The sequence below is a fragment of the Rhizobium oryzihabitans genome, assembly GCF_010669145.1.
In the GTDB taxonomy this organism is placed as follows: Bacteria; Pseudomonadota; Alphaproteobacteria; order Rhizobiales; family Rhizobiaceae; genus Agrobacterium; species Agrobacterium oryzihabitans.
In genome coordinates, this window is the sequence record NZ_CP048632.1 from 1207140 (window position 1) to 1223477 (window position 16338).

At 61.5% G+C, this 16338-nt stretch carries 15 protein-coding genes, 3 pseudogenes and 1 riboswitch; of the genes and pseudogenes, 5 read left to right on the top strand and 13 right to left on the bottom strand.

Translation table 11 applies throughout. The annotated features are described in order from the left end of the window. Positions 1–172: 172 nt before the first annotated feature. The 6 genes and pseudogenes from G3A56_RS06395 to G3A56_RS06420 form a co-directional block, all read right to left on the bottom strand. Positions 173–486 (bottom strand): annotated as a pseudogene (locus G3A56_RS06395) (hypothetical protein). Between the two features lie 4 nt (positions 487–490). Then, entirely contained in the window at positions 491–1210 is a 720-nt protein-coding gene (locus G3A56_RS06400; RefSeq protein WP_003494387.1) for a CbtA family protein, read from the bottom strand. An 11-nt stretch (positions 1211–1221) separates the two neighbouring features. After that, positions 1222–1404 (bottom strand): CbtB domain-containing protein, encoded by a 183-nt coding sequence (locus G3A56_RS06405; RefSeq protein ID WP_003494386.1) that lies wholly within the window; start codon positions 1402–1404, stop codon positions 1222–1224. A gap of 165 nt (positions 1405–1569) precedes the next feature. Beyond that, positions 1570–1810: riboswitch (cobalamin riboswitch) on the bottom strand. Positions 1811–1995: 185 nt separating this feature from the next. Beyond that, positions 1996–2915: pseudogene (locus tag G3A56_RS06410) on the bottom strand (c-type cytochrome). 223 nt (positions 2916–3138) lie between these two features. Next, positions 3139–3572 (bottom strand): annotated as a pseudogene (locus G3A56_RS06415) (c-type cytochrome). Between the two features lie 117 nt (positions 3573–3689). Next, positions 3690–4319, bottom strand: a complete 630-nt coding sequence (locus G3A56_RS06420; RefSeq protein WP_082183922.1) for a LysE family translocator — start codon at positions 4317–4319, stop codon at positions 3690–3692. A gap of 133 nt (positions 4320–4452) precedes the next feature. On the opposite strand from G3A56_RS06420, the gene G3A56_RS06425 reads away from it, so the two are divergent. Next, on the top strand, positions 4453–5172 hold the full coding sequence (locus tag G3A56_RS06425; RefSeq protein ID WP_035241791.1) for a helix-turn-helix transcriptional regulator: 720 nt from the start codon (positions 4453–4455) through the stop codon (positions 5170–5172). A gap of 211 nt (positions 5173–5383) precedes the next feature. Here the strand turns inward: G3A56_RS06425 and G3A56_RS06430 are convergent, their stop codons facing one another. Both G3A56_RS06430 and G3A56_RS06435 read right to left on the bottom strand, forming a co-directional pair. Beyond that, on the bottom strand, positions 5384–6253 hold the full coding sequence (locus tag G3A56_RS06430; RefSeq protein WP_082183921.1) for a metallophosphoesterase: 870 nt from the start codon (positions 6251–6253) through the stop codon (positions 5384–5386). Between the two features lie 130 nt (positions 6254–6383). Then, entirely contained in the window at positions 6384–6986 is a 603-nt protein-coding gene (locus G3A56_RS06435; protein WP_003494380.1) for a superoxide dismutase, read from the bottom strand. A gap of 220 nt (positions 6987–7206) precedes the next feature. Between G3A56_RS06435 and G3A56_RS06440 the strand changes: the two genes are divergently transcribed. Further along, the gene (locus G3A56_RS06440) at positions 7207–7551 is read left to right on the top strand and encodes a hypothetical protein (protein WP_003494379.1); all 345 of its coding nucleotides are present in this window, start codon (positions 7207–7209) and stop codon (positions 7549–7551) included. A gap of 4 nt (positions 7552–7555) precedes the next feature. On the opposite strand, the gene G3A56_RS06445 is transcribed toward G3A56_RS06440, so the two are convergent. After that, positions 7556–8098 carry a GNAT family N-acetyltransferase gene (locus tag G3A56_RS06445; protein ID WP_082184624.1) on the bottom strand — a complete coding sequence of 181 codons (543 nt, stop codon included), beginning with the start codon at positions 8096–8098 and terminating at the stop codon, positions 7556–7558. Positions 8099–8194: 96 nt separating this feature from the next. On the opposite strand from G3A56_RS06445, the gene G3A56_RS06450 reads away from it, so the two are divergent. Beyond that, positions 8195–9082 (top strand): LysR family transcriptional regulator, encoded by an 888-nt coding sequence (locus tag G3A56_RS06450; RefSeq protein WP_082184623.1) that lies wholly within the window; start codon positions 8195–8197, stop codon positions 9080–9082. 213 nt (positions 9083–9295) lie between these two features. Here G3A56_RS06450 and G3A56_RS06455 read toward each other — a convergent pair whose 3' ends face one another. Continuing rightward, on the bottom strand, positions 9296–11647 hold the full coding sequence (locus G3A56_RS06455; protein ID WP_082183920.1) for a methyl-accepting chemotaxis protein: 2352 nt from the start codon (positions 11645–11647) through the stop codon (positions 9296–9298). A gap of 166 nt (positions 11648–11813) precedes the next feature. Continuing rightward, entirely contained in the window at positions 11814–12695 is an 882-nt protein-coding gene (locus G3A56_RS06460) for a branched-chain amino acid aminotransferase (protein ID WP_082183919.1), read from the bottom strand. A 382-nt stretch (positions 12696–13077) separates the two neighbouring features. Here G3A56_RS06460 and tam point away from each other — a divergent pair, with 382 nt between their 5' ends. Beyond that, positions 13078–13848, top strand: coding sequence for a trans-aconitate 2-methyltransferase (tam, locus tag G3A56_RS06465; protein WP_082183918.1), 771 nt, complete (start codon positions 13078–13080; stop codon positions 13846–13848). Positions 13849–14064: 216 nt separating this feature from the next. Here the strand turns inward: tam and G3A56_RS06470 are convergent, their stop codons facing one another. Both G3A56_RS06470 and G3A56_RS06475 read right to left on the bottom strand, forming a co-directional pair. Continuing rightward, complete coding sequence (locus G3A56_RS06470) at positions 14065–14436, bottom strand: VOC family protein (protein ID WP_082183917.1); 372 nt, start codon at positions 14434–14436, stop codon at positions 14065–14067. 48 nt (positions 14437–14484) lie between these two features. Further along, positions 14485–15195 (bottom strand): helix-turn-helix transcriptional regulator, encoded by a 711-nt coding sequence (locus G3A56_RS06475; protein WP_082183916.1) that lies wholly within the window; start codon positions 15193–15195, stop codon positions 14485–14487. A gap of 183 nt (positions 15196–15378) precedes the next feature. On the opposite strand from G3A56_RS06475, the gene G3A56_RS06480 reads away from it, so the two are divergent. After that, positions 15379–16305 (top strand): bestrophin family protein, encoded by a 927-nt coding sequence (locus G3A56_RS06480; RefSeq protein ID WP_082183915.1) that lies wholly within the window; start codon positions 15379–15381, stop codon positions 16303–16305. Positions 16306–16338 lie beyond the last annotated feature (33 nt).

Consider the following 16338-nt stretch of genomic DNA (forward strand, 5'->3'; position numbering starts at 1 on the left):
GTTTTGCAGGCTCTCCTAGCCTCATTCCTGTGCTTGTCACGGGAATCCAGCCAGCCCAAGTCCTTGGGCTGAAAAGACTCATCCCGCTGCGCGAGAGCCGCATCGACTGGATTCCTGTGACAAGCACAGGAATGAGGGTGGTGGGGAGGTTAAGTCGTGAGACTATCGCGCATTACCCGCGATCAAGCACCCGGCAGACACGGGGCGCGACATCCCCGCCCTCGCCCGCAATAGCCCGGCGGATATCGCGGCTGTTCAAATGCAGGCTGCGACCGGCGGGCAAGGCCGAGCGTTTTATCTTGGCGAGTGCCGCAGCCGTAAAAGCAGCTTCGTGCTCATGGAAGAAAGCGAGCGCCGCCCCCTTTCGGGGCTGGCGCCAAGAACTGCCTTGAAGGCAAGGCGGTGTACGGCGCAGAAAGCGCCGTGACCGGGAACGGCAAAACGCAGCGCATCGAGTTCCTCACTCCATTCCGCTGCGTCCTGCATGGTCTCAAGCCGACTGGAAGCGCTTCAGGAAAAACGCGCTCAATGTTCCAAGCAGGGCCCAGAAAACAAAGCTCGTAATGGTCGCGGCAACAATGAACTGGCGCTCCAGCGGCAGCGGTGCCAGCGCATGTTCGCCTTCCGGCGGAAGCGGCGCGCCCACAACATGCGGGGCAACGATCAGCACCAGCGCCAGAACGATTGCCCAGGGTTCGCGCCGGAACGCGATCAGCGCAATGCCGCCCGCGGTTGCGGCAACGGTTGCGAGCCACCAGATCTGTCGCGCCTCAAGGGCTGCAGCCGGGCTTCCCGGCAGTTCCGGCGGCAGGCCGATCATCGGTGCGAGCATGACGGCGGCAAAACCGGCAACGCCCCACAGAAGACCTTCTCGCCAGCCGGCATTGGTGCCACGCAGAGAGATGAGGCCGGTCAGCACCAATGCGTAACCGATGGCGGTCAGAACATTGGCGGCGACCGTATAGGCGGTGCGCTCGAAGCCATCGGCCGGAGCCCAGGCCTCTTCATCATGCTCATGGGCGGGAACGGCGGCTGCGGAACCGGCAGCGGGCGCATCATGGCTGTGGGCTGCTTCGCCGCCGGCGCTTTCATAGGTTTCCGCCTGAAGGATCAGCGGCGTGGTGCCGACAGCCTGCATGGCCGAAACGGCGAAACCGCCGACGATGCCGACGAGAACGGCGGTAAAAACGATATTGCGAAAGAACGACATGCCGTTACCCCTCAATGGCAGGGGAAAGCATTGGCATGACGGGTGTCATGCGCGGCATTGTGAACGGCTTCGACATGCGAAAAGCCGACAAAACCGACGACGAACAGGCCAAGCACGATCGCCGTCAGCGATTGCGCGAAGCTGCCCGTTTTTGCTGAAACGGCGGCATTTGCCGTATTCTGGTTGATGGACATGGTGACCCCTCTTACGGCGCGACCCCGCGCCTTTAGACGCGGCGGAACGGCAAGAAGCCGCGCAGCCGCATGCGATACACTTCACCACGGGGATAACGAGACTGACACAGGGAGCCACCTTGCCTGGCCACCCTGAAATTCCGCTCTTCCGGACACCCCGCCGGCATGGACATTTCCGTAATGGCAGGTCTCCTGGCTTACGGGTCAAAACCTGAAACGCCTTCCCGGCGTCACCCTCACCTTGATCGGGAACCTCGGTTCCCCGCGAGATGGCTTACCAGTGGCATTTCGTTTCAGGCTCTCCGCTCACAGTTGCGGGGGCAGCCACGAATGAGGATGTCTCCCTATCGTGTTCCCTTTTCACCTTCCGGAACGCCCGGAAGGAACCATCACAGGATTGTTATCCGACGGGTGGGTGCGGGAGTCAATGGCGGGCCTGCTTTCCAACCGCACGCCGTCGCCTCCACCTTCGTCACCCCGGACTAGATCCGGGGTCCAGCACGATCAAGTCCTTGATCGCAATAGATCCGTCTCACGGCGCAGACGCGCCGTGGCTGGATGCCGGATCAAGTCCGGCATGACGGCTGAGGGTTACCGCGACGGTATCGCCTTAAGATAGGCGGCAATCGCATCGCGATCATCGGCCGTCAGACGCGCCATGTTCTGCTGCACCTTGACCATGGAACCGCCGACGCTGTCGAATTCCGGGGTGAAGCCGGTTTCCAGATAGCTGGCAATATCGGCCGCCGCCCAGGCTCCCATGCTTTGCGAACCGGGGGTGATGTCGGGGATGCGGCCTTCGCCCTCCGGATTGGGACCGCCGGCCAGCCATTTATCCTTGAGGAACCCGCCAAGCGCGTTGCGCGGCGTATGGCATTCGCCGCAATGGCCCGGCCCTTCCACCAGATATTGGCCACGCAGCAATTCGGCGTTGGCATCGGCAAGCTCGACACGGGCCGTGTCGATGTGTCGAAATAGAGGAATTTCCAGCCGCCCAGCGCCATGCGCAGGTTGAAGGGGAAAGGTAGATCGTGGTCCGGCGCGTCGTTCTGGCTGGCGGGCAGGACTTTCAGATAACCGTAGAGGTCGTTGATGTCCTTCTGCGTCATCCGGGCATAGGAGGCATAGGGGAAGGAGGGGTAAAGATGTTCGCCGTTCTTGCCGACGCCGCGCGTCATGGCATCGCCGAATTCCGCCAGCGTCCAGCTGCCGATGCCATGCTGCGGATCGGAGGAAATATTGGGCACATGGAAGGTGCCGAAGGGGCTTTTCAGCGCCTGCCCGCCCGAAAGCGTCAAAAGCGCATCACCCGTCGCATCGGGTGCCGCATGGCAGCTTGCGCAGCCGCCGGCCCAGAACAGCGTTTCGCCATTGGCCAGATCCGGCTCGCCAAGGCTCACCCAATGGCTTGGCGCCTGCCGCTGAGGCGCGGTGACCCAGGCGAAAATACCGTAACCCGCAATGGCCGCAACCGCGATCCCGCCCGCAAGCTTCGTCCAAATGGAGGACATGACCCCTCTCCCCTTTTGCCCGACCGAGCATATTTGGCCGCCCGAAGGCGGTCGAGATTATCGATAGCCCTCCCGCTTGCTGGACGTCTTCCCCGGGCCTGAACCAAGGGTCCACAATTCGACGGCTTATGGATCCTCGCCTCAGGGGCGAGGATGACGCGGGAGCGGTTCACGGCTTAGCCGCGACCGGGAAAAGACCGCTCGAAAGCAGTCTTCCGACACATTATTTCTTCAGACGATAGGTCTGGTGGCAGGTGCCGCAGTCTGCACCGAGCGTCTTCATGGCGGTGGTGACGCCCGCTTCATCGGTGGGGAGATTGGCGAGAACCGTGTCCGCATCCGCACCGAGCTTCGCCGCCTTGGCCTTGAAGTCCTCGAAATTTTCCCAGATGGCGGGGCCGCAGCGCTGCCGGTCTCGCTGCCGGGCGGGAACTGGTCGGGGAAAGCCTTGGCGTTGGCGCTGATGGCCGTGACGGCTGCCTTGACAACGTCGGCGTCGAAGGGCTTCTGGCCCTTGGAGATAGCGGCGAGCGCACCCATGGAGCCACCGATCTGCTTCATCATGCCTTCACGCTTTTCGACTTCGCCGGCAGCGTAGACCGCTCCGGCGCAAAGACAGCCGAAAAGCATGGCCGCCGCGATGGTTTTCAGTTTCATACACTCTCTCCTTGATTCCGGCGGACGCCGGACGCTAGATGGAACGGCGCGAGGATGCCCTTTCCGGATGGCGAAAAGAAGTCACATTGCGGTGAATTCCCTCGTGAAAACAGAAGTCTAGGACAAGGCCTCCCAAAGCGTCAGCAGGGCCGCGGCAATCAGCATGAAACCGGCGGCGCGGCCGATGAAGATCGTGGCGCCCGGCGAAGAAACGAGCCATGCCCGGCTTTTATCCGCCGTCAGCGCCAGCGCGCCATAGACCGTAAACTGGGTGACCGCCACCATCGCGCCCATCACCAGCCCCTGCATCCAGATCGGACCATAAGCGGGTTTGAGAAATTGCGGGTAGATCGCCATCATGAACAGATAGGCTTTCGGATTGGAAAGGCAGGTCAGCACCGCCCGCCAGAACGCCTTTCTGACCGAGGCGCTCGCCTGCGCCTCATCACCGTTCACGACGACCGCGCTGCGCATCAGGCCGATGCCGATCCAGATCATATAGGCCGCACCGAAAACCAGCAGCGGCAGGAAAAGCGACGGCATCCAGGCGGCCAGCATGCCGACACCCAGGGCGCCGTAAAGCGAATGCACGATGCCGCCCGCGCTCATGCCGCTTGCGGCGGAAAGGCCGGTTCTCTTGCCGCCCGTCAGCGCGCTTGCCAGCACGAACAGCATGTCCATGCCCGGCAGGATGATGATGCCGAACAGGACCAGAAAGAAAAGCCAGAGATTTTCAGCGTAACTCATGTCAGTATCTCCCAAGACAGTTTGCGACACATTCGGGAAAGCATATGTTTCTCAATGTGTTTTCCTGTTTATAGGAAAAGCCAACTGACAGCGTTGTGTCAGTTGCGTGGTGAAGGAACCGGGAAAAACGGCAATGCGCAAGGCGTCGAGACTGTTCGAGATCATTCAGATCCTGCGGGTGGCGCGCAGGCCGGTGACCGCGCAGACCATTGCCGAGACGCTGGAAGTGACGGCGCGCTCGGTCTATCGCGATATAGCCGCCCTTCAGACCATGCGTGTGCCGATCGAGGGGGAACGCGGTGTCGGTTACATCCTGCGTCCCGGCTTCAACCTGCCGCCGCTGATGTTTTCCATCGAGGAGACCGAGGCAATCGTGCTTGCGCTCGCCATGGTTGCCCGCACGGGGGATGCCGAATTGCGGCAGGCGGCAAAAAAGGTCAGCGACAAGATCGCCGCATCCCTGCCCGAACCGCTGTCGAAGACGCTCTCCGCCAATGCCCTGCATGCCTGGGGCAGCATCGCCCCCTCACCCGCCGGCATCGATCTTTCCATGGTCAGGCGGGCAGTACGCGACGAGGAGCGGCTTGACCTCACCTATCGCGATGAAACCGGCGCAGAGACCCGGCGGCAGATCCGGCCCATTGCCGTGATCTATTATTCGGAAACGATGAATATCGTCGCCTGGTGCGAATTGCGCCAGGCGATCCGCAACTTCCGCTCGGACCGGGTGATGGCCTGCAAAACCACGGGCAGCTTTTTCAAGATGGAAGGCGAAAGGTTGCGGCAATTGTGGATGAGCGGCTGGCAGAGCAATCAGCTGGGAAACAGAACTCCGGAACGCGTGACGGATTAAGCTGGCGTTGTGAGAGCACGTGATTTAGCGCGGCTCGGAGCCATTGTTCTGTGTCAGCACGCGCCCTCTCCACCCTCATTCCTGTGCTTGTCACAGGAATCCAGTCGGCGCGCGTCTGCGCGGCGGGAGGAGTCCTTTCAGCCCAAGGACTTGGGCTGGCTGGATTCCTGTGACAAGCACAGGAATGAGGGCGGCGAGGGGTGTGCTGTCTTCAAATTACGGCAGCATTCTGCCGCAGATGCTCCAGCACCCGATCCTCCTCGCGCCCGAAACCGCGAATGACGATCCGGTCGGTAAAAACATCGGCGATGGCGAAGGTGTTCTGGTCGGGTGTATCCACCATGCCCTTGAAGTTGACGAAGTGGGTGTTGCCCAGCACGCCGTAATTGCCATCGTGGTTATGGCCGCTGAACCATGCGGTGACCGAAGGGTGCGCGCCTAAAAGATCGAGGATGCGCGGCGCATCCCACATATTGTGGGCGTTTTCCGGATAGACCGGGTAGTGACAGAGAACGACCACTTTTTCGCCTGCCGCATCCGCCTTCTGCAGAACGGTGCGCAGCCATTCGAACTGCTCGTCGCTGAGCGATGCGTTCCAGTCTTGCGCATTGATGGCTTCAGCATCTTGCAGGCGCTTCAACCTGTTTTCAGCAAGCGCGCGGCGCGGATCACCGGGCGGCGGGGCAAAGAGGCTGACTTCGTTGCCGTCAAGCACGACGAAGCGTATCTCGCCGATGGCGAAATCATGCCAGGGAGCCTTCATGCCGAGGCGGGCATGGATGGCGGGCAGATGCTCGGGGGAAACGGAAAAATCGTGATTGCCCGGCAGCATGACCGAGGGATGGCGAAGGGTGTCATAAACGCCGAGGATCGCCTCGAAATTTTCAAAGCCGCGGTCGATGATGTCGCCAAGCGTCACCACGAAGGCCAGGTCCTCGCGGTTGAAGGCATCGATCGCCTGCGCCAGTTTTTTCGGGCTCTCTGCATAATACCGGCCCATTTCCGGGCGGGGATCAGCATCGGCATATTGGGGATCGGCAACGATGCCGAAGGAGAAGAGCGGTCTGGTTTTTTCAGTCATGATGCGCCGCGATAAACCCGGCTGATGACAGGCTTGTGACAAGCCGGGGCGACAGTTGGATTGTACGGCCTCAAAAGCAGAACACCCGGCCTGAGGGGCCGGGTGTTCGAAAAGTTCCAGTCAGCAAGCCTTACTTGGCAGCAGCTTCGTAACGCTCCAGGACGTAGTCCCAGTTGATGAGGTTGTCGACGAAGGCTTCGAGGTACTTCGGACGCAGGTTGCGGTAGTCGATGTAGTAGGAGTGTTCCCATACGTCGACGCCGAGGATCGGCTCTGCACCGTGAACCAGCGGGTTTTCGCCGTTCGGGGTCTTGGAGATTTCGAGCTTGCCGTTCTTGACGGAGAGCCACGCCCAGCCGGAGCCGAACTGCGTGGTGCCGGCGGCGATGAAATCAGCCTTGAACTTGTCGTAACCGCCGAGATCGGAGGCGATTGCCTGTTCCAGCTTGCCCGGCAGCTTGTTTCCGCCGCCGTCCTTCTTCATCCACTTCCAGAAATGGACGTGGTTGTAGTGCTGGGCAGCGTTGTTGAAGAGACCGGCATTGGTGCCAAAGGACTTCTTCACGACTTCCTCAAGCGACAGGTCGGAAAGACCTGCTTCAGCAGCCAGCTTGTTGCCGTTGTCGACATATGCCTTGTGGTGCTTGTCGTGATGGAACTCGAGCGTCTCGCGCGACATGTAGGGTGCAAGCGCGTCGTAGTCGTAGGGGAGTTCAGGAAGTTCGAAGGCCATGGTTTTTACTCCTTTTTGCAGCGGGTTACCGCTCCTAGAAACCGTGTGAGCGGACCATAGGAGCGAACCTCTGTTTGGGCAACCTGCGAAATATCAAAATGTTCCGACAAAAGAGAAAATTCCTCTCCGTGAAGCCGCCACCACATTTGTTTCACAACCTTGGCGTACCGTTTTCCACCCTATCGGTTCGCTTTTGCCGAGATTGCAGGAAGGAAATTCCATGACGCGCTCCATCACCCGAAACATTCTCGCTGTCGCCGCCTTCTCGTCGCTGGCTCTGCCCGCCTCCGCCTCGTCGGACGATGCGTGGAAGGAATTCGTGGCGGATGTGCAGACGGCATGCCTTGCCGCAAGCAAAGACATGATCGAGGACGCGAAGGCCGTGGTCGATCCGGTCGGCAGCGAGAATTACGGCCTCGCCATCATCACCGGCAAGGCCAAGGGAGCAGACGCGACGATCAGCCATATCTGCGTCTATGACAAGAAGACCAAGGCCGTCGAACTCGGCAGCGAGCTTGCCGGCGATACGCTGAAGGTTGAAATTCCCGGCTCCACCAAGCCTTGACGCCTTAGAAACGGGGCGTGGTGTCGCCCACGCCCAGCGCACGCTGCATCAGCACGGTGTCCAGCCATTGGCCGTGTTTCCAGCCGATGGACCTGAAGGTGCCGACATGCTCGAAACCTGCGGCGCGGTGCACGCCGATAGAGGCGGCGTTGGCGCTGTCGCCGATAACCGCAATCATCTGCCGGAAGCCGCGTGAGGTCGCCTCCTCGATCAGCGCGTCGAGCAGTTTCCGGCCAATCCCCATGCCTTTTGCGGCGGGATCGACATAGACGGAATCCTCTACCGCAGCGCCATAGGCCGGGCGCGCGCGGTAAGCCCCGGCATAGGCATATCCGGCCACCTTTCCATCAAGTTCGGCAACGAGATAGGGGTAATTTCCCTCCACCAGCAGACGGCGGCGCTCTAGCATCGTGTCCACGCCCGGCGGATCGATCTCGAAGCTGGCGCGGCCGTGCAGCACGGCGTCGCGGTAAATTTCGGTAATGGCTGGAATATCCGCCTCCTCACAGGGGCGGATCAAAAGGCTGGAAACGGTGGAAAGGGTCATTCTCTTGTCCTGCGGGTCATTCACGGCATCATTGTGCATTGCGATGCAATCAAAATAAAGATTATCTGTCTTATACAAACGATAAGGTTTTCTTTGATTATGGACCTCGATCTGCGGCAGGTTCGCAGCTTCATGGATGTGGCCGATCTCGGCAGCTTTTCCGCCGCCGCCGACAAGGCAGGGCTGACGCAGCCGGCCATCAGCCTGCATATCCGGCTGCTCGAAAAGCAGCTGGGCGTGCGGCTGATCGAAAGGGTCGGCAGGCGCGCGCAGCCAACGGCGGCAGGTCGGGATTTCCTGATCCATGCAAGGCGGATCGCCGAGGAAGTGGCCCATGCCATTGACACCGTCGCACCGCATCGCAACGGGGTGACGGGACGCCTGCGCATTGGCACGGGGGCAACGGCCTGCATCTATCTGCTACCGCCGGTGCTGGGCAGGATCCGGCAGGAGATGCCGGGTATCGACATCGTCGTGCAGACCGGCAATACCCACGATATCCTGAGGCTTCTGGAGGCCAATACCATCGACGCGGCGGTGGTGGCCCTGCCCGCGAGCGGCCGCAGCCTCGATATCAGCGATATCCATCTCGACGAACTGGTCGCCGTTTTCCCGCGCGGCTCCGTTCCCGCCGCAACGATCCTGAACGCGGAGACCCTTTCGACACAGCCGTTGCTGCTTTACGAGGGCGGCAATACGCGCAAGCTCGTGGATCAATGGTTTTCGACAGGCGGCCGCACCGTGCAACCGGCCATGGAGCTGGGCAGCGTCGAGGCCATCAAGAAACTGGCGGGCGCGGGCCTTGGCCTTGCTATCGTGCCGCGCATGGCGATGGAACATGAGGGCGCAGCGTCGGGGCTGGAGTGGCGCCCGCTCGAACCGCCGCTGGAGCGCAGGATCGCGCTGGCGTTGAGACGCGACAAGCACATGACCGCGCCACTCAGGGCGCTTGCGGCTGCCTTGCCGGGCTTGCAGAAACGATGAGGCCCGCACCGGGTGAGGACGCGAGCCTCGGCCTGTTGATGGGACACTTCTCTTCCGTCATGCCGGACTAGATCCGGCATCCAGCCACGGCGCGTCTGCGCCGTGAGACGACTCTTTCGCGATCAAGGACTTGATCGCACTGGACCCCGGATCAAGTCCGGGGTGACGGAGTGCGGATACTAGTTCCTTGCCATATCCAACGCTGGATCGCCTTCAGAACTCTGTCCACTCATCGCCCTTCACGGCCAGCGCCGCATTGCCGCGCGAGACGGCAACCGGGCGGGCCCTTGGGGCCGGAGCGGCAGGGGCACGGGCCGGGCTTGCGGCGCGCTGCATCTGCCTTGCCGTCTCATGCAGGGCGGAGGCTTGCTGGCCGAGCTGGAATTGCGCCAGCAGGGCATGGAGATTGGCGCATTCCTGCGCCAGCCCTGCGCCGGCCGCGTTCATTTCCTCGACCATGGCGGCATTCTGCTGCGTGGCCTGATCCATATGGTTGACGGCGGTATTGACCTCGGCGAGACCGGCGGACTGTTCCTGCGCCGCCGTGGCGATGGCATCCATATGGGCATTGACGGACAGCACCAGTTGCTCGATTTCGGAGAGGCCGACGCCGGTATCGGCGACCAGCTTCACGCCCTCGCTGACGGCGACGGCGGAGGCGTTGATGAGCTGCTTGATCTCCTTTGCCGCATTGGCGGAGCGCTGCGCCAGTTCGCGCACTTCCTGCGCCACGACCGCAAAGCCCTTGCCGGCATCACCTGCCCGCGCCGCCTCGACGCCGGCATTCAGCGCCAGAAGGTTGGTCTGGAAGGCGATCTCATCGATGACGCCGATGATCTGGCCGATCTGGCGCGAGGAATGCTCAATACGCTCCATGGCGGAGACGGCATCGCGCACCACCTTGCCGGAGAGATCGGCCTTCGCCCTTGCTTCCCTTACCGTGTCGCGCGCATCGCCGGTCCGCTTCGAGGTGGCCGAGACATTGGCGGTGATTTCTTCCAGCGCGGCGGCTGTTTCTTCAAGAGAAGCGGCCTGCTGCTCGGTGCGGCGGGAAAGATCGTCGGAGGCGGAGGAAACCTCGTGTGCACCGCCATTCACCGTGTGGACGGAGTTGCCGACGCTTGCCAGCGCCTCGCGCAGCTGAACGACGGAACTGTTGAAATCATGCCGCAGCGCCTCGAATTGCGGGGCGAAAGGCGTGGCGATCTCGCAGACCATGTCGCCGGAGGCGAGCCGGCGAAGGCCGCCGGCCAGCGAACCGGTGGCCTGGCTCAACCGCTCCTCGGCTTCGGCTTCGGCGCGCTGCTGCAATTCGACACGGTCGCGCTCGGCCTTTTCGCGATTGGTGTCGGCCTGCGTCTCGAGCTCACGGTTGCGAATGGCCGCCTCGCGGAAAATCTCCACCGCGCGGGCCATCTCGCCGATTTCGTCACCGCGTTTGGCGCCGGGCACGTCGATGGACAGGTTGCCGTTGGCAAGTTCCATCATCGAATTGGTCAGGCGGCTGATCGGGCGGGTGACGCGGCCGACGATGACGCCGAGGCAGAGAATGCAGATGCCCAGCGTGAAGATGAAGGCGGCGAGGTAAACCATGGAGCCGATAAAGGCGTCCTGTTTTGCCTTTTCAGCATTGGCGTTGAGAACATCCATCGCTTCGGAGGCGATTTTCGCGATCGTATCGAGACTTGCCGTTACCGTGTCGCGCCATGTGTCGATGGTGAAGGCCGGGGTGCGGCCATTGTTCAGATCGTCAATCAGCTTTGCGCGCTGCGTGACGAAATCGCCCTTGAAATAGGTCCTGTCGGCAACCGCATAGGTGTCCCTCAGCGATTGCGGCGTCGATTGATGCGCGACGAGTTCGCCAGTGGCTTTCCAGGCAAAGGCTGCGCCGGCATCGAAATTGTTGAGCTGCTGGGTTTCCTGCGCCGTCAGCGGACGCTGCTGGGCCACGACCGCATTGATGATGACGGTGGCGCTGCCACCGAGCGCGCGTGCCGACCAGCCGTAGGACCGCAACTGAATGAGGCCGGTCAGGCTCTGGTCCAGCGAGCGGACTTCGCCCTCCATCGCCGTCGATCCCGCCTCAAGCGCTGTCAGGAAATCCGCCCCGAGCGCCAGCACGGTCTTGTCCAGACCGCTTTCGCGGCGATCGAGCGGCAGGGTGACGTTGGCGTCGACTTTTTTGCGCAGCTCCAGAAACTGCCTGTAGATATCCTTCACGCGGCTGAGCGGCGCCTGCAGCCCGGCCTGATCAAGCGCTGCGGACTGTTCGAGAAAGGCGCTCATCGCCGCGTCCACCTTCTGGCGCGAAGCCTGAACGCTGGCGATGGTATTGGCGGTTTTCGCCGGATCGACGGTCAGGGCCGAGGCGCTGTTGCCCCGTTCGCTGCGGAAATTCAGCAATGCGTTGAAAAGAAGCTTGTCGAGCGAGACGAGCTGCGCGACTTCGGAAAAGGTGCGGGCGCGGTTCACCGACTGCCACATGCCGTTGCCCACAAAACCCGCGAGCGCCATGCCGACGAGCAGAAAAAAACTCACAAGTATATTGCGTATGCTGAAAGACATTGGCGGCCCCCATAGCCCAAAACGGTAATGCCGCAAGCTACAGGGTGCTTCTATAAAATTAGATTAAATTTACCCCTGAATTTTCAAGGGATAATGCCGCCGGTCCAAAATAAAAACCGCGGCGGTTAAGAACCCGCCGCGGTTTTTGAAATAGCGGTCTTTGACCTCAGACATCGGCGCCGAGACGTGCCCAGTCCATATAAAGATCGAGCGCCTTGCGCGCGACCGGACCGGCCTGCAACTCCCGGTCATCCAGCTTCACGACAGGCGAAACCTTGGAGTAATTGCCCGAGCAGAAGATTTCATCCGCTTCGCGGAAATCCTCGACCGAAAGCGTCGCCTCACGCACATCGAAACCGGCCTGGCGCAGAAGGCCGATGACGCGCGAGCGGGTGATGCCGGCAAGGAAGGTGCGGTTCGGAACGGGGGTAAGGACAACGCCATCCTTGACCATGAAGATGTTGGACGAAGCGGATTCGGCGACATTGCCGTTCATGTCGCGCATCAGCGCATTGTCGAAACCGCGCGCGCGGGCTTCCAGAATGGCGCGGCCGCTATTGGGATAGAGGCTGCCAGCCTTGGCATCCGTCATCGCAGTTTCGGGCGAAGGACGGCGCAGTGGCGAAACGGTGAGCGTCAAGGGCTTGCCGGCATCCATCGGCGCTTCGAAAAGGCAGAGCGCAAAACGGGTGGAATTGGCGTCAGGCGCAACGACGCTGCCGACCGAACCATGTTCGGCCCAATACATCGGCTTGATGTAGATCGCGATCTTGCCATCGAATTTCTTGACGCCTTCCAGCGCGAGAGCCTCGATCTCTTCCGCCGTCATCGTCGGCTTCATGCCCATATTGGTGGCCGAGCGGTTGACGCGCTGGCAATGCAGATCGAGATCGGGAGCCACGCCATCAAACCAGCGCGCGCCGTCGAACACCGTGGAGGCCAGCCACATGGCATGCGAGGTCGGGCCGATAAGCGGCGGATTGCCGGGCAGCCATTGACCGTCAACATAGGTCCAGGTGGTTGATCGGGGTGCGGTATCGACGCTCATGATGGTCTCCTGTCCTAAGCATTTCCGCTTGGCGAAAACGCTCCGTCTTCTTGTTCTGGTGCATTTCCGGATGCAGAGCGCTTCGCGCTTTTGCCCATTTGGGTCTGGAAATCGGCGGGAGTGAATGCCTCTGACCGGGCGAGGTCAAGTTTTAATTGCCGCGATCTTCGATTTTGATGGAAAATAACAACGAGACGCCGTGACAAAGATGTTTTATGAGGCGAAACAAAAGGTTGATGAATAGGTTCATCACAATAATTCATGTGTCGGATGATGGCGGGGCAATTTCGCCCATGCGATGCTGGTGGTCTCACGGCGCCTGCGGCGTCCTTTACGCATCCTCGCTCGCCCGTCCGGATGCGGCATTCAGCAGGAGGAAATCATGGCATGGTCCGCCCAGCAATATCTGAAATTCGAAGACGAGCGGACACGTCCCGCAAGGGATCTGCTGGCGCAGGTGCCGCTGGAGCGGGTGCTGAACGGCTTTGATCTGGGCTGCGGCCCCGGCAATTCCACCGAGCTCCTGACCGATCGTTACGGTGTCAACGTCATTACCGGCATCGACAGCGATGACGACATGCTGGAAAAGGCGGTTGACCGGCTGCCCAACACGCGTTTCGGCAAGGCCGATCTCGGCCAGTGGAAGCCGGCGCAGAAGGCGGACCTGCTTTATGCCAATGCGGTGTTCCAATGGGTGCCGGACCATCTCGCCGTTCTTTCGCAGCTGATGGACCAGCTGGAAAGCGGCGGCGTTCTCGCCGTGCAGATGCCGGACAATCTGCAGGAGCCGACGCATCGCGCCATGGAGGAAACGGGCGCGAGCGGCCCCTGGAAGGACACGTTCACGGACGGCAAGCTGCGCCGCAAACCCCTGCCCGCACCGGCCGCCTATTTCGATGCGCTGGCGCCGAAATCCGCGCGGGTGGATGTGTGGCACACCATCTACAACCACCCGATGAAGGATGCGGAAAGCATCGTGGAATGGGTGAAAGGCACGGGCCTGCGCCCCTATCTTGCCGCCGCCGGAGAGGAAAACCGCGAGGCTTTCCTCGCCGACTATACAAGCCGCATCGCAGCTGCCTATCCACCGATGGCGGATGGCCGGCTGCTTCTACGCTTTCCCCGGCTTTTCGTGGTGGCGGTGAAGAAGTAGCGCGCGGTACGGGATGCGGCGTTTTTCGCATGCCGACGCACCCCCTCCACCCTCATTCCCGTGCCTGTCACGGGAATCTAGCCCGCCCAAGCCCTTGGGCTGAAAGGCCCCCTCTCGCCGCGCAGACGCGCGGCGGCTGGATCCCTGTGACGAGCACAGGGATGAGGAGAGAGCAGAGGCTAACTTAGATTTGGCCAAGACCTCAACGCCTCATCTCTAACCCGCGAAAGCATAGACCCTCAGACGATGACCGTCGGGGTCGGCGGCGGTGAATGTGTGGCCAAACTCCATCGTGCCCGGCGGCTGGAGAATGGCGATGCCCTTCGCTTTCCAGCCGGAGAAGGTTTCATCCACCTGCGCATCGGTTTCAACGCGGAAGGCAAGCTCGCCGCCGCCGCCCGTGACGGATGCCTTCGGCTCCACCGTGTGCCGCGACCAGAGGCCAAGCTTCATACCGTTCTGGAGGACGAACAGAGAAAATGTCGGAGACGCTTCGACCGGCCTGGCACCCAGCAGGTCCTTGTAAAACTCCGTGCTGGCCGGCGGGTTGTCGACGTAGAGAATGGTGAAATCAGGGTGGGTCGTCATGGCTGTTCTCCTTGGTTGCGGATGAACAGGTTCTAGACCCGCCTGCTGTCAGTTCCTGTCAGCATGGTATTGCCGACGCCGTTGTTTTTCGCGCTCGCGCCATTCCTTCAGCAGGGTCTGGCGGCGGCGTGGGTAACGCTTGCCCGTCACGTGGAAACTCTCGATGCGGTCGGCCCGGAAACTGCGGAAATCCTGCCGCGTCTCGCACCATGCGAGCACCACCCGCACAAGATCGAAAAAAGCAAGCGCGAAGGGCCAGACCACCCGCTCAGTCGCCTCTCCCTTTTCATCGCGATAGGTCAGTACGACCTTCATTTCCTTGCGGATCGTATCGCGAATGGCGGCGAGATCGACGCGGATGGCGGCCAGGGCCTGTCCGGGGCCGACGAGCAGCGTGGAATTGTCGAGTTCCTCGCGCAGGGTGTCGGGCAAGACGGCACCGATCTTCACGAGCGCATCACGGGCGGCCTGCGCCAACCCCTCATCGGCGCGGCCCGCCACCCAGCGCGACCCGAGCACCAGCGCCTCGATCTCCTGTTGCGAGAACATCAGCGGCGGCAACAGGAAACCGGGGCGCAGCACGTAACCTACACCCGCCTCGCCCTCAATGTCCGCACCCTGCGCCTGCAGCGTTGCAATATCACGGTAAAGCGTGCGCAGGCTGACGCCGGTCTGCGCGGCCAGCGCCGTGCCGCTGACCGGCATGCGGTGGGAGCGCAGGATCTGCAACAGATCAAGAAGCCGTTGTGAGCGCGACACGCGACCTTCCTCCACATTCCAATCTGCCGTTGGCGATCTTTCGTGCCCGACAGGTAGCGCCGCCTGCCGCCGGGCGCAATCGCGTAAAAAAGGGTGGACAATAGAGGCCTGCCATTATGTAGATATGCCCCGGGTTTTTGCTCCCATCACCACCCAGCTCACAGGCATTTTCGAGTCTCCGCCATGATCGTTCGTCCAAAACCGAACCTGCTGCAACTTTTCATCATCGTGCGCGGCTCCATCATCGTCCGCATCTTTCCGCAGGTGCTTGCCGTTTTCCTGCTGTCGACGCTCGTCGTCTGGGCGCACAAGGATCGGCCCGACCTGGTGCAGGCGCTGAACGGCGCGCCGTTTTCACTGCTGGGTATTGCGCTTTCGGTCTTCCTCGGCTTTCGCGCCAATGCCTGTTACGACCGCTGGTGGGAAGCCCGCAAGCAATGGGGTGCACTGATTACCGTGGCGCGCACGCTCTCGCGCCAGAGCGCCCTTCTGGAAAGCCGGCAGGGCGTCACCGATCCCGTCTCGCGCCGACGGGTCATCGATCTCGCCATCGTCTTCTGCCACGAGCTGGTTTCGCATCTGCGCCCGGGCGGGGCGAAATCGGCTGTTGCCGGGCTCATCCCGGATGATCTGGCGGAGAGCTATGCCCGCAGCCGCAACAGGCCGGAAATGCTCCTGCGCGGAATTTCCAGCGATCTCGTTGCCGCAAACGCAAAAGGGCAGATCAGCGATATCCAGTTGCAGATGCTGGATGCCACCGTGCAGCAGATGGGGGCCGCACTTGCCTCCTGCGAGCGTATTCGCCACACGCCGGTTCCCTTCGGTTATTCGCTGCTGCTGCACCGCACCGCGCACCTCTTCTGCCTTTTGCTGCCCTTTGGTTTCACCGATCTGCTCGGCTGGGCCACGCCATTTACCAGCACACTGATCGCCTACACATTTTTCGGCCTCGATGCCCTGTCCGACGAGCTGGAAGACCCCTTCGGCACCGGCTTCAATGCGCTGCCGATCAATTCGCTCGCCACCGTCATCGAGATCAATCTGCGCGAGGCGATGGGCGAGACGGACCTTCCGGCCGATCCGCGCCCGGTGGATTACGTATTGATGTGATATCGCCCACCCGGTTGAAACCGATGGCGCGGA

Coding starts and splice junctions, on each gene's coding strand:
- G3A56_RS06400 (WP_003494387.1), bottom strand. CDS start 1,210: ATGTCGTTCTTTCGCAATATCGTTTTTACCGCCGTTCTCGTCGGCATC.
- G3A56_RS06405 (WP_003494386.1), bottom strand. CDS start 1,404: ATGTCCATCAACCAGAATACGGCAAATGCCGCCGTTTCAGCAAAAACG.
- G3A56_RS06420 (WP_082183922.1), bottom strand. CDS start 4,319: ATGAGTTACGCTGAAAATCTCTGGCTTTTCTTTCTGGTCCTGTTCGGC.
- G3A56_RS06425 (WP_035241791.1), top strand. CDS start 4,453: ATGCGCAAGGCGTCGAGACTGTTCGAGATCATTCAGATCCTGCGGGTG.
- G3A56_RS06430 (WP_082183921.1), bottom strand. CDS start 6,253: ATGACTGAAAAAACCAGACCGCTCTTCTCCTTCGGCATCGTTGCCGAT.
- G3A56_RS06435 (WP_003494380.1), bottom strand. CDS start 6,986: ATGGCCTTCGAACTTCCTGAACTCCCCTACGACTACGACGCGCTTGCA.
- G3A56_RS06440 (WP_003494379.1), top strand. CDS start 7,207: ATGACGCGCTCCATCACCCGAAACATTCTCGCTGTCGCCGCCTTCTCG.
- G3A56_RS06445 (WP_082184624.1), bottom strand. CDS start 8,098: ATGACCCTTTCCACCGTTTCCAGCCTTTTGATCCGCCCCTGTGAGGAG.
- G3A56_RS06455 (WP_082183920.1), bottom strand. CDS start 11,647: ATGTCTTTCAGCATACGCAATATACTTGTGAGTTTTTTTCTGCTCGTC.
- G3A56_RS06460 (WP_082183919.1), bottom strand. CDS start 12,695: ATGAGCGTCGATACCGCACCCCGATCAACCACCTGGACCTATGTTGAC.
- tam (WP_082183918.1), top strand. CDS start 13,078: ATGGCATGGTCCGCCCAGCAATATCTGAAATTCGAAGACGAGCGGACA.
- G3A56_RS06470 (WP_082183917.1), bottom strand. CDS start 14,436: ATGACGACCCACCCTGATTTCACCATTCTCTACGTCGACAACCCGCCG.
- G3A56_RS06480 (WP_082183915.1), top strand. CDS start 15,379: ATGATCGTTCGTCCAAAACCGAACCTGCTGCAACTTTTCATCATCGTG.